This is a genomic window from Haemophilus sp. Marseille-P9675, assembly GCF_916862695.1.
GTDB classification, from domain to species: domain Bacteria; phylum Pseudomonadota; class Gammaproteobacteria; order Enterobacterales; family Pasteurellaceae; genus Haemophilus; species Haemophilus haemolyticus_K.
The window spans coordinates 274,082-299,127 of record NZ_CAKASP010000002.1 but is presented as its reverse complement, the minus strand read 5'-3'; the positions used below and the strand labels follow the sequence as shown (position 1 = coordinate 299,127).

General features: G+C 36.9%; 25 protein-coding genes and 1 other annotated feature. Of the genes, 17 read left to right on the top strand and 8 right to left on the bottom strand.

Annotated features, from left to right (window positions below; translation table 11 throughout):
* Positions 1 to 13: 13 nt before the first annotated feature.
* Positions 14 to 592, bottom strand: coding sequence for a primosomal replication protein PriC (gene priC, locus LIX50_RS05110; RefSeq protein WP_048952816.1), 579 nt, complete (start codon positions 590 to 592; stop codon positions 14 to 16).
* 29 nt (positions 593 to 621) lie between these two features.
* Positions 622 to 1,974, bottom strand: a complete 1,353-nt coding sequence (locus LIX50_RS05105; RefSeq protein WP_226385905.1) for a Na+/H+ antiporter family protein — start codon at positions 1,972 to 1,974, stop codon at positions 622 to 624.
* 103 nt (positions 1,975 to 2,077) lie between these two features.
* Positions 2,078 to 2,200 (bottom strand) — a sequence feature (His leader region).
* 387 nt (positions 2,201 to 2,587) lie between these two features.
* Between LIX50_RS05105 and LIX50_RS05100 the strand changes: the two genes are divergently transcribed.
* From LIX50_RS05100 to LIX50_RS05080, 5 genes are read left to right on the top strand one after another with little or no spacing between them, the layout of a single operon-like run.
* Positions 2,588 to 3,541: an ABC transporter permease gene (locus LIX50_RS05100; protein WP_193388684.1), complete on the top strand. Its 954-nt coding sequence runs from the start codon at positions 2,588 to 2,590 to the stop codon at positions 3,539 to 3,541.
* A complete protein-coding gene (locus tag LIX50_RS05095) occupies positions 3,534 to 4,493 on the top strand; it encodes an iron chelate uptake ABC transporter family permease subunit (RefSeq protein ID WP_048952819.1) in 960 nt (319 codons plus the stop codon). The genes LIX50_RS05100 and LIX50_RS05095 overlap by 8 nt, the downstream gene beginning before the upstream one ends.
* Positions 4,484 to 5,245 (top strand): ABC transporter ATP-binding protein, encoded by a 762-nt coding sequence (locus tag LIX50_RS05090; RefSeq protein ID WP_048952820.1) that lies wholly within the window; start codon positions 4,484 to 4,486, stop codon positions 5,243 to 5,245. The genes LIX50_RS05095 and LIX50_RS05090 overlap by 10 nt, the downstream gene beginning before the upstream one ends.
* Before the next feature lie 10 nt (positions 5,246 to 5,255).
* A complete protein-coding gene (locus LIX50_RS05085; RefSeq protein ID WP_048952821.1) occupies positions 5,256 to 6,164 on the top strand; it encodes a siderophore ABC transporter substrate-binding protein in 909 nt (302 codons plus the stop codon).
* Between the two features lie 46 nt (positions 6,165 to 6,210).
* Entirely contained in the window at positions 6,211 to 7,092 is an 882-nt protein-coding gene (locus LIX50_RS05080; protein WP_048952822.1) for an alpha/beta hydrolase, read from the top strand.
* Positions 7,093 to 7,160: 68 nt separating this feature from the next.
* On the opposite strand, the gene LIX50_RS05075 is transcribed toward LIX50_RS05080, so the two are convergent.
* Complete coding sequence (locus LIX50_RS05075) at positions 7,161 to 7,448, bottom strand: YfcZ/YiiS family protein (protein WP_048952823.1); 288 nt, start codon at positions 7,446 to 7,448, stop codon at positions 7,161 to 7,163.
* A 135-nt stretch (positions 7,449 to 7,583) separates the two neighbouring features.
* Between LIX50_RS05075 and LIX50_RS05070 the strand changes: the two genes are divergently transcribed.
* The 5 genes from LIX50_RS05070 to tsf all read left to right on the top strand — a co-directional run bounded on the left by LIX50_RS05070 (position 7,584) and on the right by tsf (position 12,207).
* Complete coding sequence (locus LIX50_RS05070; protein WP_226385904.1) at positions 7,584 to 9,023, top strand: outer membrane protein transport protein; 1,440 nt, start codon at positions 7,584 to 7,586, stop codon at positions 9,021 to 9,023.
* Between the two features lie 75 nt (positions 9,024 to 9,098).
* A complete protein-coding gene (locus LIX50_RS05065; RefSeq protein WP_048952824.1) occupies positions 9,099 to 9,638 on the top strand; it encodes a methylated-DNA--[protein]-cysteine S-methyltransferase in 540 nt (179 codons plus the stop codon).
* The gene (gene mutH, locus LIX50_RS05060) at positions 9,635 to 10,300 is read left to right on the top strand and encodes a DNA mismatch repair endonuclease MutH (RefSeq protein ID WP_048952825.1); all 666 of its coding nucleotides are present in this window, start codon (positions 9,635 to 9,637) and stop codon (positions 10,298 to 10,300) included. The genes LIX50_RS05065 and mutH overlap by 4 nt, the downstream gene beginning before the upstream one ends.
* Before the next feature lie 199 nt (positions 10,301 to 10,499).
* Positions 10,500 to 11,222 (top strand): 30S ribosomal protein S2, encoded by a 723-nt coding sequence (gene rpsB / locus LIX50_RS05055; RefSeq protein ID WP_048952826.1) that lies wholly within the window; start codon positions 10,500 to 10,502, stop codon positions 11,220 to 11,222.
* Positions 11,223 to 11,355: 133 nt separating this feature from the next.
* Positions 11,356 to 12,207, top strand: coding sequence for a translation elongation factor Ts (gene tsf / locus LIX50_RS05050; protein WP_005645732.1), 852 nt, complete (start codon positions 11,356 to 11,358; stop codon positions 12,205 to 12,207).
* A 185-nt stretch (positions 12,208 to 12,392) separates the two neighbouring features.
* On the opposite strand, the gene LIX50_RS05045 is transcribed toward tsf, so the two are convergent.
* On the bottom strand, positions 12,393 to 13,961 hold the full coding sequence (locus LIX50_RS05045; RefSeq protein ID WP_048952827.1) for a phosphoethanolamine transferase: 1,569 nt from the start codon (positions 13,959 to 13,961) through the stop codon (positions 12,393 to 12,395).
* Positions 13,962 to 14,176: 215 nt separating this feature from the next.
* On the opposite strand from LIX50_RS05045, the gene pyrH reads away from it, so the two are divergent.
* The 5 genes from pyrH to LIX50_RS05020 all read left to right on the top strand — a co-directional run bounded on the left by pyrH (position 14,177) and on the right by LIX50_RS05020 (position 18,984).
* Positions 14,177 to 14,890 carry a UMP kinase gene (gene pyrH, locus LIX50_RS05040; protein ID WP_048952828.1) on the top strand — a complete coding sequence of 238 codons (714 nt, stop codon included), beginning with the start codon at positions 14,177 to 14,179 and terminating at the stop codon, positions 14,888 to 14,890.
* Between the two features lie 211 nt (positions 14,891 to 15,101).
* The gene (gene accA / locus LIX50_RS05035) at positions 15,102 to 16,049 is read left to right on the top strand and encodes an acetyl-CoA carboxylase carboxyl transferase subunit alpha (RefSeq protein ID WP_005633993.1); all 948 of its coding nucleotides are present in this window, start codon (positions 15,102 to 15,104) and stop codon (positions 16,047 to 16,049) included.
* Between the two features lie 73 nt (positions 16,050 to 16,122).
* On the top strand, positions 16,123 to 16,989 hold the full coding sequence (gene pdxY, locus LIX50_RS05030; RefSeq protein WP_048952829.1) for a pyridoxal kinase: 867 nt from the start codon (positions 16,123 to 16,125) through the stop codon (positions 16,987 to 16,989).
* Positions 16,989 to 18,287 (top strand): tRNA lysidine(34) synthetase TilS, encoded by a 1,299-nt coding sequence (tilS, locus tag LIX50_RS05025; RefSeq protein ID WP_048952830.1) that lies wholly within the window; start codon positions 16,989 to 16,991, stop codon positions 18,285 to 18,287. The genes pdxY and tilS overlap by 1 nt, the downstream gene beginning before the upstream one ends.
* Positions 18,288 to 18,366: 79 nt before the next feature.
* On the top strand, positions 18,367 to 18,984 hold the full coding sequence (locus tag LIX50_RS05020; RefSeq protein ID WP_048952831.1) for a MarC family protein: 618 nt from the start codon (positions 18,367 to 18,369) through the stop codon (positions 18,982 to 18,984).
* A gap of 66 nt (positions 18,985 to 19,050) precedes the next feature.
* On the opposite strand, the gene znuB is transcribed toward LIX50_RS05020, so the two are convergent.
* Positions 19,051 to 19,836, bottom strand: coding sequence for a zinc ABC transporter permease subunit ZnuB (gene znuB / locus LIX50_RS05015; protein WP_048952832.1), 786 nt, complete (start codon positions 19,834 to 19,836; stop codon positions 19,051 to 19,053).
* On the bottom strand, positions 19,836 to 20,642 hold the full coding sequence (znuC, locus tag LIX50_RS05010) for a zinc ABC transporter ATP-binding protein ZnuC (RefSeq protein ID WP_048952833.1): 807 nt from the start codon (positions 20,640 to 20,642) through the stop codon (positions 19,836 to 19,838). Before znuC ends, znuB begins: the two co-directional genes overlap by 1 nt.
* A gap of 177 nt (positions 20,643 to 20,819) precedes the next feature.
* Between znuC and mepM the strand changes: the two genes are divergently transcribed.
* Both mepM and LIX50_RS05000 read left to right on the top strand, forming a co-directional pair.
* Positions 20,820 to 22,262 carry a murein DD-endopeptidase MepM gene (mepM, locus tag LIX50_RS05005; RefSeq protein ID WP_048952834.1) on the top strand — a complete coding sequence of 481 codons (1,443 nt, stop codon included), beginning with the start codon at positions 20,820 to 20,822 and terminating at the stop codon, positions 22,260 to 22,262.
* A gap of 120 nt (positions 22,263 to 22,382) precedes the next feature.
* Entirely contained in the window at positions 22,383 to 23,339 is a 957-nt protein-coding gene (locus tag LIX50_RS05000; protein WP_048952835.1) for a sigma 54-interacting transcriptional regulator, read from the top strand.
* Positions 23,340 to 23,350: 11 nt separating this feature from the next.
* Here the strand turns inward: LIX50_RS05000 and hflX are convergent, their stop codons facing one another.
* On the bottom strand, positions 23,351 to 24,712 hold the full coding sequence (gene hflX, locus LIX50_RS04995; protein WP_048952836.1) for a ribosome rescue GTPase HflX: 1,362 nt from the start codon (positions 24,710 to 24,712) through the stop codon (positions 23,351 to 23,353).
* Between the two features lie 14 nt (positions 24,713 to 24,726).
* A complete protein-coding gene (hfq, locus tag LIX50_RS04990; RefSeq protein ID WP_005641641.1) occupies positions 24,727 to 25,002 on the bottom strand; it encodes an RNA chaperone Hfq in 276 nt (91 codons plus the stop codon).
* Positions 25,003 to 25,046 lie beyond the last annotated feature (44 nt).

Sequence of the window (25,046 nt, the reverse complement as noted above, 5' to 3'; positions counted from 1 at the left end):
ATGATAATCCCCATTATAAAGTGTGATTTTCTTGTTCTTCTTTGAATTCCAAATATTCTTCTAATAGATCTATCGCATCTTGGCATTTTTGATGGCGTTGTTTATAACGTTCTGCAAGCTGTGTATGGCGAATCGCATCATCAGGAAGGGGAGATACTCGTGCCAAATCACATTGTTCCTGATAAAGTTTATTTAGTTTTTCTAATGCTTCATAATATTTTTCTAGACGTTCTCTTGGCGGTAACCTGTGAATGTTATGTCGTGGACTTTTAACGGGCGCGAATGTAGCTGATGAGGATTGAGTATTTAACGTATTTTTTTTGCGTGTTAATGCTTCTGAAAGCACCGTACACTGAGCCACTAAACGTTCTGCTAGATAGGCATAGTGAGTCGGAATGTCCGATTCTAACATTTTAATCTTATCAAGCGTTTGGTTTAGCTCAGTTAGATAAAAACCGACAGTTTGCCCGTACTCACTAAATAAAGAGCGGTCAAATTTAGCAAAGATTTTTTCTTCACGTTGAGGTAAATAATCCTGATAAAGATGCTGAACTTTTTGTTCCAGACGTTGAATTAGTAATTGAATTGCCATAAAAATCCCCCAAAGGGGGATTATAATCGCTAAAGATACATGGCTGCAATCCAGCCAAACACTAATAATGGAATATTATAGTGAATAAAGGTTGGAACAACGGAATCCCAAATATGATCGTGTTTACCATCCATATTTAATCCTGATGTTGGACCCAATGTTGAATCAGAGGCGGGGGAGCCCGCATCTCCTAAGGCGGCAGCAACACCTACAATAGCTACAGTGGCTAATGGAGAAAAACCGAAAGATAAACAAAGTGGCACATAAATAGAGGTAATAATCGGCACTGTAGAGAATGAGGAGCCAATTCCCATCGTAATTAATAACCCGACTAGTAACATCAGAAACGCCGCTAACCCTTTGCTCTGTACGGCACCATTACTTAAACCTTGAACCAAATCCGTGACGCCTGTTGTTGCATTAATGACATTCGCAAAACCAGATGCGGCAATCATCACAAAGCCGATCATCGCCATTAAATGTAACCCTTTTTGAAAAATATCATTACTTTCTTTAAGTTTAAAAATACCAAATACAGCAAAAATAATTAACCCGACTAGCCCACCAATAATAGTTGAACTTGTCATTAATTGCGTGGTAAATGTGGCTATAATCGCAATGACACTAGCAATAATTTGTCTTGATTTAATGTTTGCAATGTGAGCTTCAATTTCTTTTGTAGTGGGTTCTTCAATAGTAACATCATATTCACGTGGCTTACGATAACTAATAAATACAGCAATAAACAGTCCTAAAATCATACCGCTTACAGGTAAGAGCATCGCAAGAGAAACTTGTGCAACATCAGTATGTAATCCGAGAGCTTCACCCGCTTGATTAATATTTTTTACCAAAATACTTTCAATAAAAATTTTACCGAAACCAACGGGAAGCAACATATAAGTAGCGGTTAAACCAAAGGTGAGTACACAAGCGATAGCACGGCGATCGATTTTTAAACGATTAAAAATAGAAAGTAGTGGCGGCACAACAATAGGAATAAAGGCAATATGTACGGGAAGAAGATTTTGTGATGAAATGGCAAATAAGGCGAGTACCCCAAAAATAAAATATTTAAACCATACTAAGTTGCTAGAAGTCGGCGTTTTATTCATTTTGGTAATAATTTTATAAGCAATTAAATCAGTGATACCTGATTTAGAAATCGCAATAGCAAACGCGCCAAGCATCGAATAATTCATCGCCACCTCAGCACCGCCACCTAAGCCACCAGTGAAGGTTTCAATAGTTTTACTTAAACTTAGATCACCGCAAAGCCCAGCTGTGAGAGAGGCAATCACAAGAGCAATAATTACATTAATACGCAGTAAGCTAAGAGTTAGCAAAACAATGATCGAAATAACAACAGGATTTGATAACATTTTGTTTTTCCTTATAAATTAAATAGTGAATACTGTACTGTAAAAATTTGATGTGTTGAATAAATAATGATGTTGCATAGTATAATCTCCTTTTATCGTCATAAAATAAAACCCCTCGAAAGTTGCCTTCCGAGGGGTAACATTTAGATTATCCTGTCAGCTCGGAAGAAATCTTCCAAGCGCACCAAAAACCTGAAAGATTATTCAGTTAAAATGGTGATGATGGTGACGACGGATAATAAACATATTAAATCTCCAAATAGATACTATTCTTCACGTTACTGGAAAAATCAGGAGAATGCAACAAGTTTTTATATTTTTTATAGAATAGCTATGTGAGGTTATGATTCGTTAGCTACAACCGACAGAACAGGCTTACCAGTTGGATCGATTATTTAATCAACTAAATAGTGTTGAAAGGGATAAATTAATTTCGTTAATTGAACAAATAATCGAATGGAAAAATAGTGGAAAAAACTACCGCACTTTTAGTGGCTGAGGTAATGCATTATCATGATCTGAAAAGATAAACTACACACGTATTTAATTTAAATTTCTTTTAATCATTCAATATGCTATCCTCTTATAATCAATAATTATTCTCATTATAATGATGTTTAAACGGCGATATTGGATTTTTCTGCTTATTTTGCTTTCGGTTATTTCACTTTTTCTTGGGGTAAGTTCGGTCACTATGAGGGGCTTATTCAATTTTGAAGATAGTCAATGGCAAATATTTCTAGATAGTCGAGTGCCTCGTTTAGTGAGTATTTTGATTGCTGGTGCTTCTTTAAGTATTTGCGGGTTGGTGATGCAGCAATTGAGCAGAAACCGTTTTGTTTCTCCCACAACTGCAGGCACAATGGATAGTGCGCGTCTTGGCATTTTATTGGCCATTCTCTTTTTTCCAGGTGCATCAATGCTTTTAAAAACAGCTATTGCTGTGCTTGTTTCTTTTATTGGTTCGCTATTATTTATGAGCATTCTTTCCCGTTTAAAGTTTAAAGATACTATTTTTGTGCCATTGGTGGGGATGATGTTTGGCAATGTGATCAGTTCAATCACCGCATTTATTGCATATCAACAAGATTTATTGCAAAACCTTTCTGGTTGGCTTCAAGGGGACTTTTCACTAGTGATGAGTGGGCGCTATGAATTGCTTTATTTTAGCCTGCCGATGCTGATTATTTCTTATTTATTTGCACAGCGTTTTTCGATTGTAGGAATGGGAAAAGATTTCGCTACTAATCTTGGGCTAAATTATAACCAAGTACTTTATATAGGTTTGCTTATTGTATCGACAGTTTCATCGATTATTATTGTTTCTGTAGGGGTAATTCCTTTTCTGGGTCTTATCATTCCAAATTTAGTCACACTATATTTGGGCGATAATCTCAAAAAAATTCTTTCTCACACCGCACTTTTAGGTGCTGTTTTTGTATTGTTTTGCGATATTTTGGGGCGTTGTTTGATTTACCCTTATGAAATTTCTATTAATGCAGTGGTTGGTGTGATGGGGAGCGGTATTTTCTTGTATTTTTTATTGAAAAGGTACCGTCATGCGTAAATCATCCTTATTTCGTATTGCGATTTTAGGCATATTAGCACTTGTCAGTATTGCATTATTTCTTGGGTATCATTTACCAAATCGTTGGCAATATGCTTTAAATAATCGGGCATTAACGATATCCGCGATTGTGATAACCGGCATTGCTATTGCCCTTGCGACGATGCTATTTCAAACAGTGGTGAATAATCGTATTCTCACACCAAATATTTTAGGGCTAGATTCATTGTATTTACTGATTCAAACTGGAATTTTATTTTTATTTGGTTCAAAGACATTGTTGTCTATTAATCCTTTTGTCTTATTTCTTATGAGTACAGGTGTAATGATTGGTTTTATGCTTGTGCTTTATCATTTCTTATTTAAAAGAGAATCACAAAATATTTTCTTTTTATTGTTCGTTGGTATTGTTTTTGGCACTTTTTTCGGTAGCTTAACCACCTTTATGGAGGTGTTGATTGATCCAAATGAGTTTCAAATTTCGCAAGATTTTGGTTTTGCGAGTTTTAATCGGATTAATACTAAGATTCTTTGGCTGGCGTTAGCGATGTTAGTGGCAGTGATTTTATATAGCCTACGTTACTGGAAGTATTTTGATGTGTTGGCACTAGGGCGAGAACAGGCACTGAATCTAGGTGTAGATTATCAACATATGGTTAAAAAATTGTTGATTATTGTAGCTATTTTAACATCTGTCTCGACCGCCCTTGTCGGCCCCTTAGTTTTTTTAGGGCTTCTTGTGATGAATATCACTTTTGAATTCATGCAGGATTATCGCCATAAACTCTTGATTCCTGCTGCGATGTTACTTGCTGTATTTACGTTAGTTTGTGGGCAATTTTTATTGACACAAGTCTTTACATTTAGCACGCCGCTAAGCGTTATCATTAATTTTGTAGGCGGATTATATTTTCTTTCTTTGTTATTAAGAGCAAATAAAAAATGGCAATAGAAATTAAGCATATTTGTAAATCTTATGGCGAAAAAAAAGTGGTGGATGATGTTTCACTCGTGATCCCAACAGGAAAAATCACTTCATTTATTGGGCCAAATGGGGCGGGGAAAAGTACCGTACTGGGTATTATCAGCCGTTTATTAACAGCTGATAGTGGCGAAGTCTATTTGAATCATTTGCCATTAAAAGAACAAAAAAACACTGATATTGCGCGCAAAATGGCGATATTAAAACAATCGAATCACGTTAATCTACGAATTACGGTGGAAGAATTAGTGGCATTTGGTCGTTTTCCTTACTCGAAAGGAAACTTAACAGAAATTGACCGCACTTTTATTGATAATGCCATTAAATATATGAACTTAGATGATATTCGTGAGCAATATATTGAAAACCTGAGTGGGGGACAACGACAACGGGCTTATATTGCCATGACACTAGCACAAGATACTGATTATATTTTGCTTGATGAACCACTGAATAATTTAGATATGAAACATTCGGTACAAATTATGCAAGTATTGAGAAAGCTTGTGACGGAACTGAACAAAACAGTGGTCATTGTGATTCATGATATTAATTTCGCCTCTTGCTATTCTGATTATATGGTTGCGATGAAGCGAGGGAAACTGGTTGCTCAAGGCTCAGTAGATGAGATAATGCAATCAGAGGTGTTGCTAAATATTTATGATATGGAAATTCCAATTCAAAAAATTAACCGACAAAAAATTGCCGTGTATTTTAAATAGGAGATCCTTTATGAAAACATTAAAAAAATTAACCGCACTTAGCTTTGTTTTGTTTGCTTCTACGATAGCAAATGCGCAGGATATTATTGTTAAAAATGCAGCAGGAGAACAAACCGTGCCGCAAAATCCACAAAAAGTAGTTGTGTTAGATTTTGGCGTAGCTGATACCCTACGGGCATTAGGAGAAACTGATAAAATAGTGGGCTTCCCTAAAGCAGGACATATTCCAACTTATTTAGATGAGTTTAAACAAGATAAATTTAAAGATGTTGGTTCATTACCTGAGCCAGCATTTGAGTCGATTAATGAATTGAATCCTGATCTGATTATTGCCGCACCGCGTCAACAAAAATTATTGGATAAATTGAAAGAAATTGCGCCCGTGTTCTATGTGGAAAATGATTATTCGAATTATTATCCAAGCTTCCAAGAAAATGTTACTGCATTAGGTAAAATCTTTAATAAAGAAGCACTAGCAAAAGCAAAATTAGATGCATTAGATGCTAAAGTGTCACAAGTCGCGAATGAGACAAAAGGAAAGACTGCCTTACTTGTGTTAGTGAATGAAAGTAAAATTAGTACCTTTGGTGATAATTCTCGTTATAGTATGGTCTTCCAGAAATTTGGTTTTAAACCTGCTGATCCCAATATTAAATCATCGACACATGGTATGAGTGTTGGATTTGAATATCTTTTAGAAAAAAATCCAGATTATTTGCTTGTGGTAGATCGTACGGCAGCGGTGACAGATAAAGTCAATAATGCACAAAAGGTACTGGATAATGCTATTGTTCAACAGACTAATGCTTATAAAAATAAGCATATCATATATTTAGATGCGGCGAATTGGTATTTGGCATTTGGTGGACTAGAATCAATGGAAGTGATTGCCGCAGAACTTGAGAAAGCCATAAAATAATTTTGACTATATCATCGGCCGTAGTAATACGGTCGATATTTTAATAATGAAACGAATCTTCTTAACTCTTTTGACATGTATTGGTGCGTTATTGAGTGTTTTTTATACGCCCATGATTCTTGCCACTCCTGATTTTATCATTCCTAAAATTAACGAAAATATGAATACACTTTATAAGATTCATCAAAAAGACTTTCTTTTTGAAAGTAAGCCATATCGTTTATTTATTGCGGAACCTAAGGCTAACAATAAACCATTATCAGTGCTTTATATGCTTGATGGTAATGCACAATTTCCCATTGCGGTTAATACGGTGGATCCCACTCAAGCGTTGCCGCTTATTGTCGGAATTGGTTATGTGTCAGAGAATGCCTATGCCATAGCAGAACGTCAACGGGATTATACTTTTCCAGTGAATGGGGAGGATTTTAAAAATGGTGGAGGGGCTTCAGATTTTCTACGTTTTATCCAAACCCAAGTTAAACCAGAAATTGAACAGCAATACCATATTAATCCAGAGAAACAGTTTTTCTTCGGGCATTCATTTGGTGGCCTATTCGGATTATATGTATTATTTCACCAGCCTGATTTATTTCAATATTACACATTAGCAAGTCCATCACTTTGGTGGGGGAATGGTTCATTTTTACCACAAACAATGTCTTGGATTAAGTCAAGTCCTAAGCATATATTGATCACTTTAGGTGAGTATGAAGAATATCCTGAGCGAGATCCCAAGCTTACATCAGAACAACTTAAACGTATTGAACAGCGTAAGAAAATGCGACCATTTAATGCGCCAAAATTGGCAGAGAAATTAGTACAGCAAGGTTATCCTGTGATATTTCGATGGATTTCTCATAAAAATCATGGAGATTCAATTGAGGATGCAATAAAACAAATGATGGAAGATTTACAATCAAAATAGGAAGAAGAAATTAACCGCACTTTAAAAAGTGCGATTAATTTTTTGAGTATTTAGTGTGTTATTAAATACTAACGATTCGCCAGTTCAAAAATCATCGCTTCTGCTTGGCAACTAAAAGTGAAAGAGGCATTTAATTGAACGCCGTTTTCAACTGCCACGATTTCGCTTTTAATTTCACAAGGATCGCTTTCTGTATCGCGAGCTTTCTTTGTTAATCGTTCAAAGGCTGCATTGGCATCAGCTTCAGTACTATAAAATTGATGTACTTCTACAGTGCAGTCAGAACCATCAATAATTGTGCCCACATCAACGCAGCTACAGGTTAAGGATTCTTCTGCTTTACATTTTACGGTCATTTTCTTTTCCTTATATGAATTTTCGTATATTTTATCATTTTTCTCATGAATGACAAAAATTGAACAAAATAGCCCATTAAATGCAAAAAGTTCCCGATAACTGGTCGGAACTCTAATAAAAACAAGGAAATGGATTTGCACTCAATAGATTCGGGTTTTAGAATCGCCCAGATTTTTATTTATAACAAAGGTTTCCAAATGAAAAAATTTAATCAATCTGTCTTAGCAACCGCAATGTTATTCGCTGCTGGTGGGGTAAATGCTGCAGCATTCCAATTGGCTGAAGTATCGACTTCAGGTCTTGGTCGTGCATATGCGGGTGAAGCGGCGATTGCGGATAATGCCTCTGTCGTGGCAACTAACCCAGCGTTGATGAGTTTATTTAAAACGAATCAATTTTCTGTGGGTGGCGTTTATGTTGATTCTAAGATTAATATGAGTGGTAATACCGATATTACTGCGTTAGGTAGAAATGTGGGCGCTCGTTTACCAAGCACTTCAACTAATCTTCATCAAAAAAATGTAGTTCCAGGTTCTCTTGTACCAAATATGTATTTTGTTGCACCGGTTAATGACAAAGTAGCGATTGGTGCAGGCATGAATGTGAATTTTGGTTTGAAAAGTGAGTATGATAACAAATATAACGGCGGTGTGTTTGGCGGCACAACAGATTTAACGGCGTTAAATTTAAACCTAAGCGGTTCTTATCGTATTACTGAAGGATTTAGTGCTGGTTTAGGCTTGAATGCGATTTATGCTCAAGCAAAAATTGAGCGTAGAGCTGGTGCTCTGGCTGATGCGGCTCAATATGTTGGTCATGCTGTACGCGCAGGAGCTATACAATTACCTCCTACAGCTGGTCCATTATTGGCTTCATTAAGTCGCGTTCAGAAAGATACTATTCTAACTCAATTACAAGACAAAGCAGCTTGGGCTTTTGCTTGGAATGCCGGTGTAATGTATCAATTTAATGAAAATCATCGAATTGGTTTAGCTTACCATTCTAAAGTAGATATTGATTTTACAGATCATACAGCAACTAGTTTACAAGCTCATCGTATTGGGCAAGAAGGTGGTTTAAAGCTTAATTTGCCTGATTACTTAGAGTTTTCAGGATTCCACCAATTAACTGAAAAATTTGCTATGCACTATAGTTATAAATATTCTCATTGGAGCCGTTTGAAAAACTTATATGCAACTTATCATGCTGATGGTGTAGAGGCATTTCATAAGAAAATGTACTACAGAAATAGTTCGCGTGTAGCATTAGGTGGAACTTATAATGTAGATGACAAATTAACTTTACGCGCAGGTATTGCTTATGATCAAGCTGCAGCAACTGAACATGCTAGTGCGGCAATTCCTGATACAGATCGTACTTGGTATAGCGTAGGTGCTACATATAAATTTACTCCAAATCTTTCAGTTGATTTAGGCTATGCTTATTTGAAAGGTAAAAAAGTTCATTTCAAAGAAGAGCAACGTATTAGTAATGGTGCGGTGGTTGTTACAGGCAATTACAGCTCTAAAGCAAGTGCTAACCTTTACGGTTTAAACTTAAATTATAGTTTCTAATCCGTTAAAAAATTTAGCATAATAAAGCACACTTCCACACGAAGTGTGCTTTTCTTTTATAAAATAAGGCGAAAAATGACCGCACTTTATTACACTTATTATCCTTCACCCGTCGGGCGGCTTTTGATTTTATCTGATGGTGAAAGTATTACACATATTGATTTTGAAAAAGAGCAATATGAGCCTAATCCCAAATGGCACAAGCAAGATGAATTGCCTGTTTTTCAAAAAGTGCGGTTGGCTTTTGAACGATATTTTAATGGGGAAGTTGAGCGTTTTTCAGACATTCCCTTAAAACCTGAAGGTACAGCGTTTCAACAAGCCATTTGGCAAGCCTTGCGAGAAATTGATTATGGCAAACTTTCAAGTTATGGAGAGCTGGCGTTACGGATTAATAATCCTAAAGCTGTTCGTGCCGTGGGAGGCGCGGTAGGGAGTAATCCGATTAGTATTATTATTCCTTGTCACCGCATTTTAGGTAAAGATCGTACTTTAACTGGTTTTGGTGGTGGCTTAGAGGCAAAACGTTTTTTATTACAGTTAGAGAAAATTCCCTATATTGATAAAGGCACAGAAAACACGAAGCCTCGATTTTTTAAGAAATATCACGAATGATCCCACAAACCCTTGAACAATTACTTTCCCAAGCGCAATCCATTGCAGGTTTAACTTTTGGAGAGTTAGCGGATGAATTGCATATTCCTGTCCCGCCTGATTTAAAACGTGATAAAGGCTGGGTAGGGATGTTATTAGAGCGAGCTTTGGGCGCAACGGCAGGAAGTAAAGCTGAACAGGATTTTTCTCATTTAGGTGTTGAACTTAAAACATTGCCGATTAATGCGGAGGGTTATCCTCTTGAAACGACCTTTGTGAGTCTTGCCCCATTAGTACAAAATTCAGGAGTTAAATGGGAAAATTCCCACGTTCGTCATAAACTCTCTTGTGTACTTTGGATGCCTATTGAAGGCAGCCGTCATATTCCATTACGTGAACGCCATATCGGCGCGCCAATTTTATGGAAGCCAACCGCTGACCAAGAACGTCAATTAAAACAAGATTGGGAAGAATTGATGGATTTAATTGTACTTGGCAAATTGGAGCAAATAACGGCTCGAATTGGTGAAGTGATGCAACTTCGTCCGAAGGGGGCAAATAGTCGGTCGATAACAAAAGGAATTGGGCGAAATGGTGAAGTGATAGAAACTTTACCTTTAGGATTTTATTTAAGAAAAGCATTCACAGCGGGTATTTTAAATGATTTTTTATTAAATCATTAGGCTTATTAAAGTCGCCTAAATGCCAAAATTAACTAGCATTCTACTGTGCTTTATGATATAAATCGCACCGCTGTTTTTGCCTTTCAAAAGCAGCTTTTTAATTACTAACAACACACACATATCAACAAGGCTTAATCGGGGTGCCAAACGGTCGATTAGCTGATATGTGGAGGCTCAACCCCAACAAAAGGAAAATATTATGGCACAAGTTTCAATGCGCGACATGATCAACGCAGGCGTACACTTCGGACACCAAACTCGTTACTGGAACCCACAAATGAAACCTTTCATTTTTGGTGCTCGTAACGGTGTTCACATCATCAATCTTGAAAAAACTTTACCTTTATTCAACGAAGCTTTAGTGGAATTAACTCGCATTGCTAGCAACAACGGTAAAGTATTATTCGTTGGTACAAAACGTGCAGCGTCTGAAGCAGTTCAAGCAGCAGCATTAGATTGTCAGCAATATTACGTAAACCACCGTTGGTTAGGTGGTATGTTGACTAACTGGAAAACCGTTCGTCAATCAATTAAACGTTTAAAAGATTTAGAAACCCAATCTCAAGACGGTACTTTTGACAAATTAACCAAAAAAGAAGCGTTAATGCGTACCCGTGAGATGGAAAAACTTGAATTAAGCCTTGGCGGTATCAAAGATATGGGCGGCTTACCAGATGCGTTATTCGTTATCGGTGCAGATCACGAACATATCGCAGTTAAAGAAGCAAACAACCTAGGTATTCCTGTGTTTGCTATCGTTGATACTAACTCAACTCCAGCTGGTGTAGATTTCGTTATCCCTGGTAACGATGATGCGACTCGTGCTATCCAACTTTACGTTTCTGCAGCTGCAGCAGCGGTTAAAGAAGGTCGTGGTAACGAAGCTCAAGTTGCTGAAGAATTAGCAGCTGACGCAGAATAATTTAAGTTTTGCAATAAGGCGAAGCCCTTAATAATCAAACGATTAATTGGCATAGGGGCTAAAATTTAGCCCCTATATTTTTATCTAAAAGTGCGGTCGAGATAAACCGCATTTTCGACAGAGGATTTTAAAAATGGCTGAAATCACAGCATCATTAGTAAAAGAACTTCGTGAACGTACCGGTGCCGGTATGATGGAATGTAAAAAAGCATTAGTTGAAGCGAACGGCGATATCGAGTTAGCAATCGACAACATGCGTAAATCTGGTCAAGCTAAAGCAGCTAAAAAAGCAGGCCGTGTTGCAGCTGAAGGTGTTATCCTTGCTCGTGTAGAAAATGGTTTCGGTGTATTAGTTGAAATGAACTGTGAAACTGACTTCGTAGCAAAAGATGCTGGTTTCTTAGGTTTAGCAAACGAAGTGGCTGATTTCGCAGCAGCAAACAAAGGTACAACTATCGAAGCATTACAAGCTCAATTCGAAGAAAAACGTGCTGCATTAGTCGCTAAAATCGGTGAAAACATGAATATTCGTCGTGTTGCTTACTTAGATGGTCAAGTTATTGCTCAATACTTACACGGTGCAAAAATCGGTGTATTAGTTGCGGGTGAAGGTTCAGCTGACGAACTTAAAAAAGTAGCAATGCACGTAGCAGCATCTAAACCAGAATTCGTAAATCCAGAAGATGTATCAGCAGAAGTAGTTGAACACGAACGCCAAATCCAAATCGACATCGCAATTAACTCTGGCAAACCAAAAGAAATCGCAGAGAAAATGGTTGAAGGTCGTATGAAGAAATTCACTGGTGAAGTTTCATTAACAGGTCAAGCATTTGTAATGGATCCTTCTGTATCTGTAGGCGACTTCTTAAAATCAGTAAATACTTCTGTTTCTAACTTCATCCGTTTAGAAGTTGGTGAAGGTATCGAGAAAAAAGAAGAAGACTTTGCTGCTGAAGTAGCGAAAATCACTGGCGGTAACGCATAATTTATTTTCATATTTCATGTTGAAAAAGCGGACATTATGTCCGCTTTTTTTATATAGAGAAAAAGGTTATAAAAGTTATTCTTATTTGTTCTCACAAGCGAGTTTTGTATTTTTAGTAAAGAAAAATCCTCTTGAGAGGAAAGTTTTTATGTCTATCCAGTCAAAAGGATTTAAGTATATTGATATTACTGAGCGTTAATGTTTGGGCGAATATCTATTGCTGGGTCATCATCTTTCCGATATTTCTCGTTAATTCGTTTTTGTAAACCAAAATCATCCTTATCGCTTTCATTAGAAAATAAGTCTTCCTCATGATTCAATTTTGGATTTTTAATTCCTACCCAATGTGCAATGCCTTCGAGGAAATTTAGTCCAGATTTAAAAACCGTGTATTCTTTACGTTCAGTATCGTCAGAAGATACTTTAAACAATGGAATATTGTGATGTTCACGGCTGAAACAATTTTGGTTAAACAACAAAATATTTTGTTTTTCATCTTGTTGGTGGCATAAACCATGATCAGAGAAATAAATCATAGAGAAGCTGCGGTGATTTTTTAGATTGTTTTCTTTCAGTTGCTCATATACGCGTTTTAAAAATTCATCAGTTTTTTTAATTGAGGAGATATAACAATTTAAGTAGCCATATTTAGGCGCAATCTTATTATCATCAAAGATTTTTGGGTAATCCTCTACACGATCGCATGCTAATGGGTGTGACCCATAGATATGGAGTACGATAAAACGTTTTCCCTGAATAGGGTTTTCTAACACTTTGGCAAATTTTGGTAATAAATCAAAATCGCTGAAGTTGGTTGAATTAAAGCTTCCTCCTTTTTTTAAAAATATCGTTTCATCTGCTTTTGAGGCCAGTGATGAAACGGGGGTATCGAATTCTCCTAACATACCTTGATTTGAAAGCCAGTATGTTTTAATTCCTGCTGATTTTACTAAATCAATAAGACTTAAATTATAATTTGGTTCCCATTTTTCTTTGTTTGGTAAGGTTAGCATGAGACGAAGTGATGATACGGTATTGGTTCCGGCAGAACGAAAACCATCAATTAATATCCCTTTTGAATTTGACATAAAAGGGGTATTTTCAATTGTATACCCATAGGCATGATGATAATCTTTACGGGCACTTTCACCCAATACAATGATGTAATCATCATAAGGGGAATTTTCCAAAGTAGATTTTCCCCAATCATCTGATTGAGACATTTTTTTGAGTTTTTGCACCTCATCGAGAATTTTGACAGTGGAATCAACGGTTTCTTTTAATGGAGCTGAAATAGGTAAATGATAAGCAAAGAGTAAGGTAGTAAAAACAATAAAGGTTTTATTTTGATAAAATTTTATGTCAAATTTGACCGCACTTTTATATTGCACAAAGATAAGAATAGGAATAGAAAAAGCAATTAAATAGCTACTTATAGGAATCTGTAAGAGAAATTCTTTAGTTTCTAACATATCTGTTGCAAAAAGAGAGGCGATATATTGATAACTTGGTGCACCAAAATTTAACCCCGTAGGCGTATAAATTGCATGAAGTAATGAAAGAGGAAGTAAAATAAAATAGAATGTTTTTTTACTGCTACTAAGTAAAATAATGACCGCTGCCGTTAGTAAAATGAGCGTCAAATTTGGTTGGTTAAACATACCTGAACCAATCAAAATAAAATAGCCCGCAAGTAATGCGCAAATGAGTATAAAAAGTGCGGGAAAAACTAGCCATGTTTTTTTAGTGTTCATAATTACCTTCTGTTAAAAGAAAAGTGTAGGGTTTGTTGATATATCAAAACTATTTGTATTGGTTGCTTGAAATAGCCCTATCGTAAATATTTTAGATTAGACTTATGCGCTCAATATTATCCACCTTTTACACATAAATTCCATCTTAAACTTCTTCACTCTTGCTAGGTTATTTTATAAAATAAGCCGATTTTTAAAGCCAAAAGGAAAAAATAATGAGCCAACCAATTTACAAACGTATTTTATTAAAATTAAGTGGTGAAGCATTACAAGGGGAAGAAGGTTTTGGCATTGATCCATCAATTCTTGATCGTATGGCATTAGAGATTAAAGAGCTTGTAGAAATGGGGGTTGAAGTCGGTGTTGTCCTTGGTGGCGGAAATTTATTCCGTGGCGCGAAATTAGCAAAAGCGGGAATGAATCGAGTTGTAGGCGATCATATGGGAATGCTTGCTACTGTAATGAATGGTTTAGCAATGCGTGATTCGTTATTTCGTGCGGATGTAAATGCGAAATTAATGTCTGCATTTCAGTTAAATGGAATTTGCGATACTTACAATTGGTCTGAGGCGATCAAAATGTTACGCGAGAAACGAGTTGTGATTTTCTCAGCGGGGACTGGAAGCCCATTCTTTACAACCGATTCTGCAGCTTGTTTACGTGGTATTGAAATTGAAGCAGACGTGGTATTAAAAGCAACAAAAGTCGATGGGGTTTATGATTGTGATCCAGCAAAAAATGCTGATGCAAAACTTTATAAGCAACTAAGTTATGCAGAGGTTATTGATAAAGAATTACAAGTGATGGATTTAGCCGCATTTACACTTGCACGGGATCATCATATGCCGATTCGAGTGTTCAATATGGGAAAACCGGGTGCATTACGTCGTGTTGTAATGGGAACGGAAGAAGGAACAATCATTTCTTAATCATTTAAAAAGATAGAATATAGCTTCATATAAAAATGGTATATGCGTATAAGCAATACCATTTTTGCTTTTTAATGCGTGGTTATAGATCTGTTTTTTTCCTATTATTTTCTCCGTTACTTATCTCCCCCAACCAGTGAAAACCATTTGCGCCACACTTTAATTCTTGATAAAGTGCGGTCGATTTTTACGGTCTTTTTAGGATAAGAAAATGAGCCAAGAATATTTAGATTTTGAATTGCCGATTGCAGAATTAGAAGCAAAAATTGAAGCATTACGAGCAGCATCGGATGATAAAGTTGATTTAACTGATGAAATCAAACGCTTACAAAAGAAAAGTAACGAACTCACTAAAAAAACCTTTGCTAACCTTGATGCTTGGCAAGTTTCACGTATGGCGCGTCATCCAAACCGCCCTTATACATTAGATTATATCGAACATATTTTTACTGAATTTGAAGAACTTGCAGGTGATCGCGCATTTGCTAATGATAAAGCGATCGTTGGCGGTCTTGCACGTTTAGATGGTCGCCCAGTGATGGTGATTGGTCATCAAAAAGGCCGTTCCGTAAAAGAAAAAGTACAACGCAATTTTGGTATGCCAGCACCTGAAGGCTATCGTAAAGCGTTACGTTTAATGGAAATGGCGGAACGTTTTAAATTGCCAATTATCACATTTATTGACACACCAGGAGCTTATCCAGGTATTGGTGCAGAAGAACGTGGTCAAGCGGAAGCTATTGCTCGTAACTTACGCGAAATGGCACAGCTTACCGTTCCCGTTATTTGTACCGTTATTGGTGAAGGCGGTTCTGGCGGTGCGTTAGCTATTGGCGTCGGCGATAAAGTTAATATGTTACAGTATTCGACCTATTCTGTTATTTCTCCAGAAGGCTGTGCTTCTATTCTTTGGAAAAGTGCAGAAAAAGCATCAACAGCAGCTGAAGTAATGGGGTTAACTGCAAGCCGTTTAAAAGAACTAAATCTTATCGACAGCATTGTGCAAGAACCTTTAGGCGGCGCACATCGCAATTATGCGAAAATGGCTGAAAACTTAAAACTTCGTTTAAAAGAAGATTTAGCAGAGCTCGATGGACTAAATAAAGAAGAATTATTAAATCGACGTTATGAACGTTTAATGTCTTACGGTTATTGCTAACTGACATTCTAAAAGAGCGGTGATTTTTGCCGCTCTTTTTTGATCTAAATATAACAACAAAGGAGCAAACACAATGAAAAACGTACTTTCGATCCAATCCCACGTGGTCTATGGTTTTGCGGGTAACAAATCCGCGACTTTTCCAATGCAGTTGTTAGGCGTCGATGTATGGGCATTAAATACCGTTCAATTTTCTAATCATACCCAATACGGAAAATGGACAGGCATGGTAATTCCGCAAGAACAAATCCGAGAAATTGTGACCGGACTCGATAACATTGAAAAACTACAAGAATGTGATGCCTTGTTATCGGGTTATTTAGGTTCTGCGGAACAAGTTGATCAAATTCTTTTTGCCTTAGAACAAATCAAACTGCGTAATCCAAATGCACTTTATTTATGTGACCCAGTGATGCCACATCCGAAAAAAATCTGCGTTGTTGCCAATGGTGTTCGCGAGGCTCTTATTGAAAAAGCAATTCCTGTGGCGGATATTATGACGCCAAACTTGCATGAATTGCGTCAGCTCACTGAATTCCCAATTAATACCTTTGACGATGTATTAAAAGCAGTGAATGTGTTGATTGCAAAAGGCGTGAAGAAAGTTCTCGTTAAACATTTAGGCAGTGCAGGTAAAATCAACGATCCTGATACATTTGAAATTATTATGGCAACCCCAGAGGGCGTTTGGCATTTAAGCCGTCCACTTTATCAATTCAACTTTGAACCAGTGGGCGTGGGCGATTTAATTGCGGGTACATTCTTAGCAAATTTACTCAATGGCAAATCTGATGTTGAAGCTTTTGAAGCCATGAATAATGAAGTAGCGGGCGTAATGAAAACTACCTTTGAACTAGGTTCTTACGAATTACAAACCATTGCCGCACGTTTTGAAATTCTCAATCCAAGCAGCAACTATAAAGCTGAAAAAGTTGCCTAATGGACTTACTTTCAGACATTGAAAAACAACTCAAACAAACCACCGCTCAAGCATTTCTTATTGCCTTGAGTGGTGGTTTGGATTCCACTGTACTTCTTTCTTTATTTGCAAAACTTCGTCAAAAACAACAGCACTTACAACCTTTATCTATACGTGCAATCCACATTCATCATGGCTTAAGCCCCAATGCAGACAGTTGGGTTCAACATTGCCAAGACTTATGCGCTCAATTTCAAATTCCGCTGATTATCGAGAGAGTACAAGTAGATAAAACCAATGGCATTGAGGCTGGAGCACGTGAAGCACGCTATCAAGCCATAAAAAAACATCTTCAAACTCAAGAAGTGCTCGTCACGGCACATCATCTAAACGATCAAACTGAAACCTTTTTCTTAGCGTTAAAACGTGGCAGCGGGCTACAAGGCTTAGGCGCCATGCAACAACAAAGTGTATTATTCGGAATGTCAATTTTACGCCCTTTGTTAGGTTTTACTCGCCTACAGTTAGAAGATTATGCGCAAAAAGAAAAGCTCAATTGGGTTACAGATGAAAGTAATGAGGATAATCGATACGATCGTAATTTCTTGCGCAATGAAATTTTGCCAGAATTACGTGAACGCTGGGCTCATTTTGATTTAGCCGTACAACGTTCTGCTCAACATTGTTTTGAGCAACAACAGTTAATTAATGATTTATTGAGTGAAGCCTTTGCAGAACATTGTCAAATTAAAAACCAATTTAAACTACTCCAATTTCGCCAATATTCATCTGCAAAACAGACCGCACTTTTGCGTATGTGGCTTACGGAAAACCAACTTAAAATGCCAAGTAAACGCCAGCTTACACAGCTTATTAATGATGTTATTTTTGCAAAAGAAGACGCAAATCCTCAATTTCAGCTTGTAAATAAAGTCATTCGACGTTATCAATATCGTTTATATTTAACTAAGCCGTTTTCTGATCTAACCAAATGCTGCCTAAAATTAGAACAAAACACGTTAAGTTTACCTGATGATTTAGGCAATCTCACTGTTCAAGAAAATGAACAAAACCTGATTTTCTACTGGCAGGATTACTCTGTTACGCTGGAAAAAACGGACTTGCCTATTTCTATTCGCTTTGGCTATTCGGGTAAAGTTAAACATCATCCGAAACGCCCAAGAGAAGATATAAAAAAAATCTGGCAATCACTTGATATTCCCCCTTGGCAGAGAAATCGAATTCCACTTATTTTTTATGGTGATGAATTAAAAAGTGCGGTAGGTTTTTTCTGTGTTTTTAAATCAAATGAAAAATGATAGAAAACCAACCGCACTTCATGTCATTTCTTTGCTAGAATCAGAAACTATGGTTTTTAGTGATAAATAAGGAACATAAATGTTTGATTCTCTTGTTGTTCAGTTTGTCGTGTTATGGGCTGTGATTGATCCTATCGGTTCCATTCCTGTTTATCTTTCGAAAACGATTGGTTTTTCATTAGATGAACGTAGGAAAATTGCGCGTAATGCGGTGATTATTTCAGCCGGTATTTTGCTTTTCTTTTTGATTGGTGGACAAATTCTTTTTGAAGCGATGAAGGTGCCTTTACCTGCATTCCAAATTGCGGGTGGTTTAGTGCTTTTTTTATTTGCTTTAAGTATGATTTTTGGTGAAAGTAAGCCAGAACAAGAAATAAAGATGAAGGTGAATATTACGGAAATTGCGGTTTATCCTCTTGCGGTTCCGTCTATTGCCTCTCCTGGTGCAATGATGGCCATTGTACTTTTAACAGATAACCATCGTTTTAATTTTACAGAACAATTTATTACGGCGGGAATTATGTTAGCGGTGTTATTAATCACTTATTTATTATTACTTGGTGCAAATCGCATTCAACATTTTATTGGTAATGCCGGGGCTGCAATTATTAGTCGTGTGATGGGATTAATTTTAGCGACAGTTGCCGTGAATAATGTGTTAATTGGTTTAAAAGATTTTTTTGTACAAATAGCATAGTTAGCAATTTTCTTTCATAATTTTAGGACAGGCACCGAATTTGGTGTCTGTCTTTTTTATTATGTTTTATAAGCGTTCTTTTTTAATCAAGGATAATACAAATAAAAATGCAGAGCATATTACAACAGAAGGACCTGCCGCAGTATCGTAAAATACTGAGAGTATTAAACCACCAATAATGGAAAGCATGCTGATTATGGTGGCATAACACACCATTGATTCAGGGGTTCGTGCAAAACGACGTGCAGTAGCAGCAGGGATGATCAAGAGTGATGTAATGATTAATGCACCAACAAATTTCATACTAAGTGCTATTGTAAGAGCGGTTAAAATCATTAAAACAAAGCGCATTTTTTTTATATTGATACCTTCTACTTGGGCAAGTTCAGGCGATACGGTTGTAGAAAGTAAGTCATGCCAAAAATATACTAAGGCCGCCAGTACAATGATAACACCTATACCAATATAAATAAGATCGGTATAGTTAATTGCTAGTAAATCACCAAATAAATAACTCATTAAATCAACACGAACATTTTTTAATAATCCTACCGTTACTACCCCAAGAGATAAACAGCTGTGAGCAATAATTCCAAGTAATGTATCAATAGAAAATTGTGTGTTGCTTTCTAACCATACCATTGCAATGGCGAGAATGAGGGTAAGTATAATGATTGCGATATAGGGATTTACTTGAAAGAAAATACCTAAGGCCACGCCAAATAATGCGGAGTGAGATAGCGTATCACCAAAGTAAGCCATTTTCCGCCATACAACGAAAACACCGAGTGGGGCAGTAATAAGTGAAAGTAAAATGCCTGTTAGAAAAGCGGGAAATAAAATTTCAAACATTATTTATCCTTATTTTGACAATGCACAGCTGATGAATTACAACCGCACACATCCCCGTGTAAGGTGTGGTGATGATTGTGATGATGGGTATAAAAGCCGACATTTTGTGCGAGCTGATTTCCCCATAAACGCATAAATGTTGGATCATTTGAGAGAACATCGGGTGTACCTGCACAGCAAATATGTTGGTTAATACACAATACTTCTTTACTATCCGCCATCACAATGTGTAAATCGTGTGATACCATCAATACGGCACAATTTAATTTTTGTTGGGTCTGATGAATTAGTTGATAAAGCTCTTCTTGACCAGTAATGTCTACACCTTGGGTGGGTTCGTCTAGTACAAGTAAATTCGGTTTATTTAAAATTGCACGTGCTAATAATACGCGTTGCATTTCACCGCCAGAAAGTTTTTGCATATTACTTTTGCGTAAATGTGAAATCGAAAGTTGCTCAAGTGCGGTGGATATTTCTTGTGTTTTGAGACCTTTTTTTAGCGAAAGAAATCGCTCAACCGTAATAGGCAAACTATGATCCAAATGGATTTTTTGTGGTACATAGCCAATGCGAACATTTTTACTGTAAATCACTTCGCCAGAAGTGGGTGTTTGTAGTTTTAATAAGGTTTTTAATAACGTTGATTTACCACCACCATTTGGCCCAACAATAGTGATAATAGAATTTGGATAGATATTTAAATTGATATTTTGTAATGCTGTTTTTTGTGAAAAAACGACACTAATATTTTTTAGCTGAATTAATGGGGATAAATCAGGTTGACTGTGAATAGCTGTTATATTCATAAAATCGCCGCGCTTTTGAGATTAGCTGGTCAAAATAGCGCATTTTGATCGATTCCTCAAGAACTTATGCTTTATGATGAATATTTAGGCGTTTGATTGAGACTTTTTCAGGTAAAATGAATTTTCTTTTTAATTTGCAGTCTGAGTGCTGAAAACTTTTTAATTTTAGGAAATTCTGTGCAACACGTAAAATTAGCTCGAGATAGACGGAAAAAGCGTTCTCGCATTAAAGCGGGCGTTTTTTTTATTGCTATTTTGCTGATTTTTACTGGGATTTTACTTACGCTTAAAGATAATGTTGAAAACCATTCTGAATCCAGTCAAATGATGCCGACTGTTGTTGATGGTGTGGCATATCAATCTTTGAACTCATCGCCTAAGGATGAGACGATTACAACGCATCCAGTTTCTCATGATGAAGCAACCTCTTATGATGATGAATTACAGGCTCATGATGATGAGGTTGAAGAAGTAAAACCATTCTTAGATGATTTGGATGATCTTCCACAAAATGCCCAAGATGCACTAAGTGGTTTATTAGATGCAGCTGATCAGGCTATTCGAATTACCGATCAATTTAGCCATACCGTTACAAGTGGTGATACTTTAAAAGATGTACTTGAACTTTCTGGTTTGGAAGATGATACTGCAAAGCGTTTAATTGACACGGATTCTCAATTGGCCCATTTGAATGCAGGTCAACAAATTTATTGGATTTTAGATAAAAATGATAATTTAGAATACTTAAATTGGCTTGTTTCAGAAAAAGAAGAGCGAGTTTATGAGCGTTTAGAAAATGGAACGTTTAAACGTCAAGTTATTGAGAAGAAAAGTGTTTGGCGGAAAGAAGTATTAAAAGGTGAGATTAATGGTACTTTTGCGGCAAGTTTGAAAGCTCAAGGATTGGATAATCGTCAGATTAATCAATTAACAACTGCACTTCAATGGCAAGTGAGTATTCAGAAATTGAAAAAAGGAACTAAATTTGCAATTTTAGTTTCTCGTGAATATTTAGATGATAAATTAACTGGACAAGGTAACGTTGAAGCGTTGCACCTTTCATTTGAAGGTAAGAGTTATTATGCTGTGCAAGCAACAAATGGTCGTTATTATAGTCAACAAGGGGAGACTCTAGGCAAAGGTTTTGCTCGTTATCCATTACAACGTCAAGCACGGGTTTCTTCACCATTTAATCCGAATCGTCGTCATCCGATAACTGGACGTATACGACCACATAAAGGTGTGGATTTCTCTGTTCCACAAGGCACACCGATTATCGCCCCTGCAGATGGCGTAGTTGAAAAAGTGGCATATCAAGCTGGTGGTGCTGGTCGTTATATTGTCGTTCGACATGGTCGAGAATATCAAACGGTTTACATGCACTTAAGCAAGCCACTTGTGCGTGCAGGACAAGAAATCAAAAAAGGGGAAAGAATAGCACTTTCAGGTAACACTGGCATTTCAACAGGTCCACATTTGCATTATGAATTTCATATTAATGGGCGAGCAGTTAATCCGTTGACGGTTAAATTGCCAGGTACAAGTAGTGGTATGGGAACTGCCGAACGGAAACAATTCCTTGTTCGTGCACGTGAAGCAGAGCGAATGTTAAAGCTATAGTCATATAAAGTGCGGTCAAAATAGACCGCATTTTTATTTTTCGATGTGTAAAATAATATTTACACTTTTATGTAAAAAAACTATCATAACCACATATTATTTCTCTCATATTTCTGATATATGACAACCTTCAAATTTGATCCTCAAAAACCTTTCGATTGTTTTATTGTGCAAAGTGAATCCATGAGAAGTGCGGTTGAAAACGCAAAACGTTTTGCTATGTTTGATGCGCCTTTGTTAATTCAAGGTGAAACTGGGACTGGAAAGGATTTGTTGGCGAAAGCCTGTCATTATCAGAGTTTGCGTCGTGATAAAAAATTTATCGCAGTAAACTGTGCTGGTTTGCCTGATGAAGATGCGGAAAGTGAAATGTTTGGTAGAAAAGTCGGAGACAGTGAAACCATCGGTTTTTTTGAATACGCGAATGAGGGAACTGTATTACTAGATGGTATTGCTGAACTTTCATTGAGCTTGCAGGCTAAATTATTGCGTTTTTTAACGGATGGCTCTTTCCGTCGAGTGGGTGAAGAGAAGGAACATCATGCAAACGTACGAGTGATTTGTACATCACAGGTTCCACTTCATTTGCTTGTTGAGCAAGCTAAAGTTCGTGCTGATTTGTTTCATCGCTTAAATGTTCTCACTATTAATGTTCCAGCATTACGTGATCGCATGGCAGATATTGAACCACTGGCACAAGGTTTTTTACAGGAAATCAGTGAAGAATTAAAAATTGTAAAACCAACCTTTGATAAAGATTTTCTTCTTTATTTGCAGAAATATGATTGGAAAGGGAATGTTCGTGAGCTTTATAACACTCTTTATCGTGCTTGCTCTCTGGTACAAGATAATCATTTAACTATCGAAAGTTTAAATCTTGCTCCGACACAAAGTGCGGTGATTTCTTTGGATGAATTTGAAAATAAAACCTTAGATGAAATCATCGGTTCTTATGAGTCGCAAGTCCTAAAATTATTTTATGCAGAATATCCAAGCACGAGAAAATTAGCTCAACGTTTAGGCGTTTCCCATACTGCGATTGCGAATAAATTGAAACAATATGGGATTGGAAAATAATTTTCTATAAATTAGACATTCTCAGATTGTATTTTAATATCCGCTAATCTAGAAAATTGCTTACATAACTTTAACCACATAATCTTATCTATCTGCACATTTAACAAGAATTCGCCTTGTTCAGAAATTTGTTCATGGCGTACACAATCAAGTTGATAAAAAGCATGGCGAAGTTTGCCTTCGCGTGGTTGTAAAATTAAAGAAAGAGAAAGTATCTCGTTTTTTAACCACACTTTAATGGCTTCAAACAATAAATGAATACCCAGCTCATCTTGCGCCGAGAGATAGACTGCAACAGGCTGATTTTCATCATTGTATTCGATATGCGGAACAACATTTTCCAACAAATCAATTTTGTTATACACCAATAGAACTGGCACTTGTCCTGCACCAATTTCTTCTAGTACATCATTGACGGCATTGATATTTTCTTGTTTTCGCGAGTCAGCGGTATCGATGACATGGAGTAATAGGCTGGCTTCTACCGTTTCTTGTAAAGTCGATTTAAAGGCTGAAACAAGATCATGCGGAAGCTGTCGAACAAATCCTACCGTATCCGCTAAAATTGTCGTACCCACATCTTGAATCTGTAATTTTCGTAAAGTGGGATCTAATGTTGCAAAAAGCTGATCTGCTGCATAAACCTTTGCATTGGTTAAACGATTAAATAAGGTTGATTTCCCTGCATTGGTATAGCCAACAAGTGAAATCGTTGGAATGTCTGCTTTTTGGCGTGTTTGGCGATTTTGATTGCGCTGTTTCTCCACTTTTGCCAAGCGATTTTGTAATTGAGAAATGCGCACTTTAATCAAACGACGATCAGTTTCTAATTGAGTTTCACCTGGTCCTCGTAATCCTACCGCCCCTTTTTGTTGATCTAATCCTGTTTTGCGACGAACTAATCGAGTCGATAAGTGTTTTAGTTGCGCAAGCTCAACCTGTAATTTCCCCTCATGAGATCGTGCTCGTTGGGCGAAAATATCTAAAATGACGCCAGTGCGATCGACCACTCGACAATGACATAAACTTTCTAAGTTACGTGTTTGTGCTGGGGTTAATTGATGGTTAAAAAGCACAACATCAGCATTATGTGATTGCACCGCATCTGCAATTTCTTGAGCTTTACCCTCGCCTACAAAATATTTAGCTTGAGGAGTGCTACGGCTTGTGGTGATAGTATCTAATACATCCACATTGGCAGAATCAGCGAGTAGCAAAAACTCTTGTAGATCATCAGTATTTTTATCTTGCGCAAAGAAAACGTGAACCACAATGGCGGTATCACGCGTTTTTTCAGATTGTTGGGATGAAGAAAGTGCGGTTGAAATTTCCAGAGAATTTTCAACCGCACTTAATAAATATTGATTATCCATTGATGGAGCTGTGATTATTCTGCTTGAGTTTCCACGCTTTCAACGGCTTCAGGTGTTGCTACATGATGGCTGCTATTGTGATGAGAAACTGAGCGTGCAGGCACAACAGTTGAAATTGCGTGTTTATATACCATTTGGTTCACAGTGTTTTTTAATAAAATCACAAATTGATCGAATGATTCAATTTGACCTTGAAGTTTGATTCCATTTACAAGGTAGATTGATACAGGAATGCGTTCGCGACGAAGCGCATTTAAATAAGGATCTTGTAAAGATTGTCCTTTTGCCATTTTGCTATCCTTTGTTGTCGTTATTATGAAATTTTGGTGATAGA

What these genes read in the sequence shown, in the direction of transcription:
- priC (WP_048952816.1), bottom strand. Translation starts at nt 592, where the DNA reads ATGGCAATTCAATTACTAATTCAACGTCTGGAACAAAAAGTTCAGCAT.
- LIX50_RS05105 (WP_226385905.1), bottom strand. Translation starts at nt 1,974, where the DNA reads ATGTTATCAAATCCTGTTGTTATTTCGATCATTGTTTTGCTAACTCTT.
- LIX50_RS05100 (WP_193388684.1), top strand. Translation starts at nt 2,588, where the DNA reads ATGTTTAAACGGCGATATTGGATTTTTCTGCTTATTTTGCTTTCGGTT.
- LIX50_RS05095 (WP_048952819.1), top strand. Translation starts at nt 3,534, where the DNA reads ATGCGTAAATCATCCTTATTTCGTATTGCGATTTTAGGCATATTAGCA.
- LIX50_RS05090 (WP_048952820.1), top strand. Translation starts at nt 4,484, where the DNA reads ATGGCAATAGAAATTAAGCATATTTGTAAATCTTATGGCGAAAAAAAA.
- LIX50_RS05085 (WP_048952821.1), top strand. Translation starts at nt 5,256, where the DNA reads ATGAAAACATTAAAAAAATTAACCGCACTTAGCTTTGTTTTGTTTGCT.
- LIX50_RS05080 (WP_048952822.1), top strand. Translation starts at nt 6,211, where the DNA reads ATGAAACGAATCTTCTTAACTCTTTTGACATGTATTGGTGCGTTATTG.
- LIX50_RS05075 (WP_048952823.1), bottom strand. Translation starts at nt 7,448, where the DNA reads ATGACCGTAAAATGTAAAGCAGAAGAATCCTTAACCTGTAGCTGCGTT.
- LIX50_RS05065 (WP_048952824.1), top strand. Translation starts at nt 9,099, where the DNA reads ATGACCGCACTTTATTACACTTATTATCCTTCACCCGTCGGGCGGCTT.
- mutH (WP_048952825.1), top strand. Translation starts at nt 9,635, where the DNA reads ATGATCCCACAAACCCTTGAACAATTACTTTCCCAAGCGCAATCCATT.
- rpsB (WP_048952826.1), top strand. Translation starts at nt 10,500, where the DNA reads ATGGCACAAGTTTCAATGCGCGACATGATCAACGCAGGCGTACACTTC.
- tsf (WP_005645732.1), top strand. Translation starts at nt 11,356, where the DNA reads ATGGCTGAAATCACAGCATCATTAGTAAAAGAACTTCGTGAACGTACC.
- LIX50_RS05045 (WP_048952827.1), bottom strand. Translation starts at nt 13,961, where the DNA reads ATGAACACTAAAAAAACATGGCTAGTTTTTCCCGCACTTTTTATACTC.
- pyrH (WP_048952828.1), top strand. Translation starts at nt 14,177, where the DNA reads ATGAGCCAACCAATTTACAAACGTATTTTATTAAAATTAAGTGGTGAA.
- accA (WP_005633993.1), top strand. Translation starts at nt 15,102, where the DNA reads ATGAGCCAAGAATATTTAGATTTTGAATTGCCGATTGCAGAATTAGAA.
- pdxY (WP_048952829.1), top strand. Translation starts at nt 16,123, where the DNA reads ATGAAAAACGTACTTTCGATCCAATCCCACGTGGTCTATGGTTTTGCG.
- tilS (WP_048952830.1), top strand. Translation starts at nt 16,989, where the DNA reads ATGGACTTACTTTCAGACATTGAAAAACAACTCAAACAAACCACCGCT.
- LIX50_RS05020 (WP_048952831.1), top strand. Translation starts at nt 18,367, where the DNA reads ATGTTTGATTCTCTTGTTGTTCAGTTTGTCGTGTTATGGGCTGTGATT.
- znuB (WP_048952832.1), bottom strand. Translation starts at nt 19,836, where the DNA reads ATGTTTGAAATTTTATTTCCCGCTTTTCTAACAGGCATTTTACTTTCA.
- znuC (WP_048952833.1), bottom strand. Translation starts at nt 20,642, where the DNA reads ATGAATATAACAGCTATTCACAGTCAACCTGATTTATCCCCATTAATT.
- LIX50_RS05000 (WP_048952835.1), top strand. Translation starts at nt 22,383, where the DNA reads ATGACAACCTTCAAATTTGATCCTCAAAAACCTTTCGATTGTTTTATT.
- hflX (WP_048952836.1), bottom strand. Translation starts at nt 24,712, where the DNA reads ATGGATAATCAATATTTATTAAGTGCGGTTGAAAATTCTCTGGAAATT.
- hfq (WP_005641641.1), bottom strand. Translation starts at nt 25,002, where the DNA reads ATGGCAAAAGGACAATCTTTACAAGATCCTTATTTAAATGCGCTTCGT.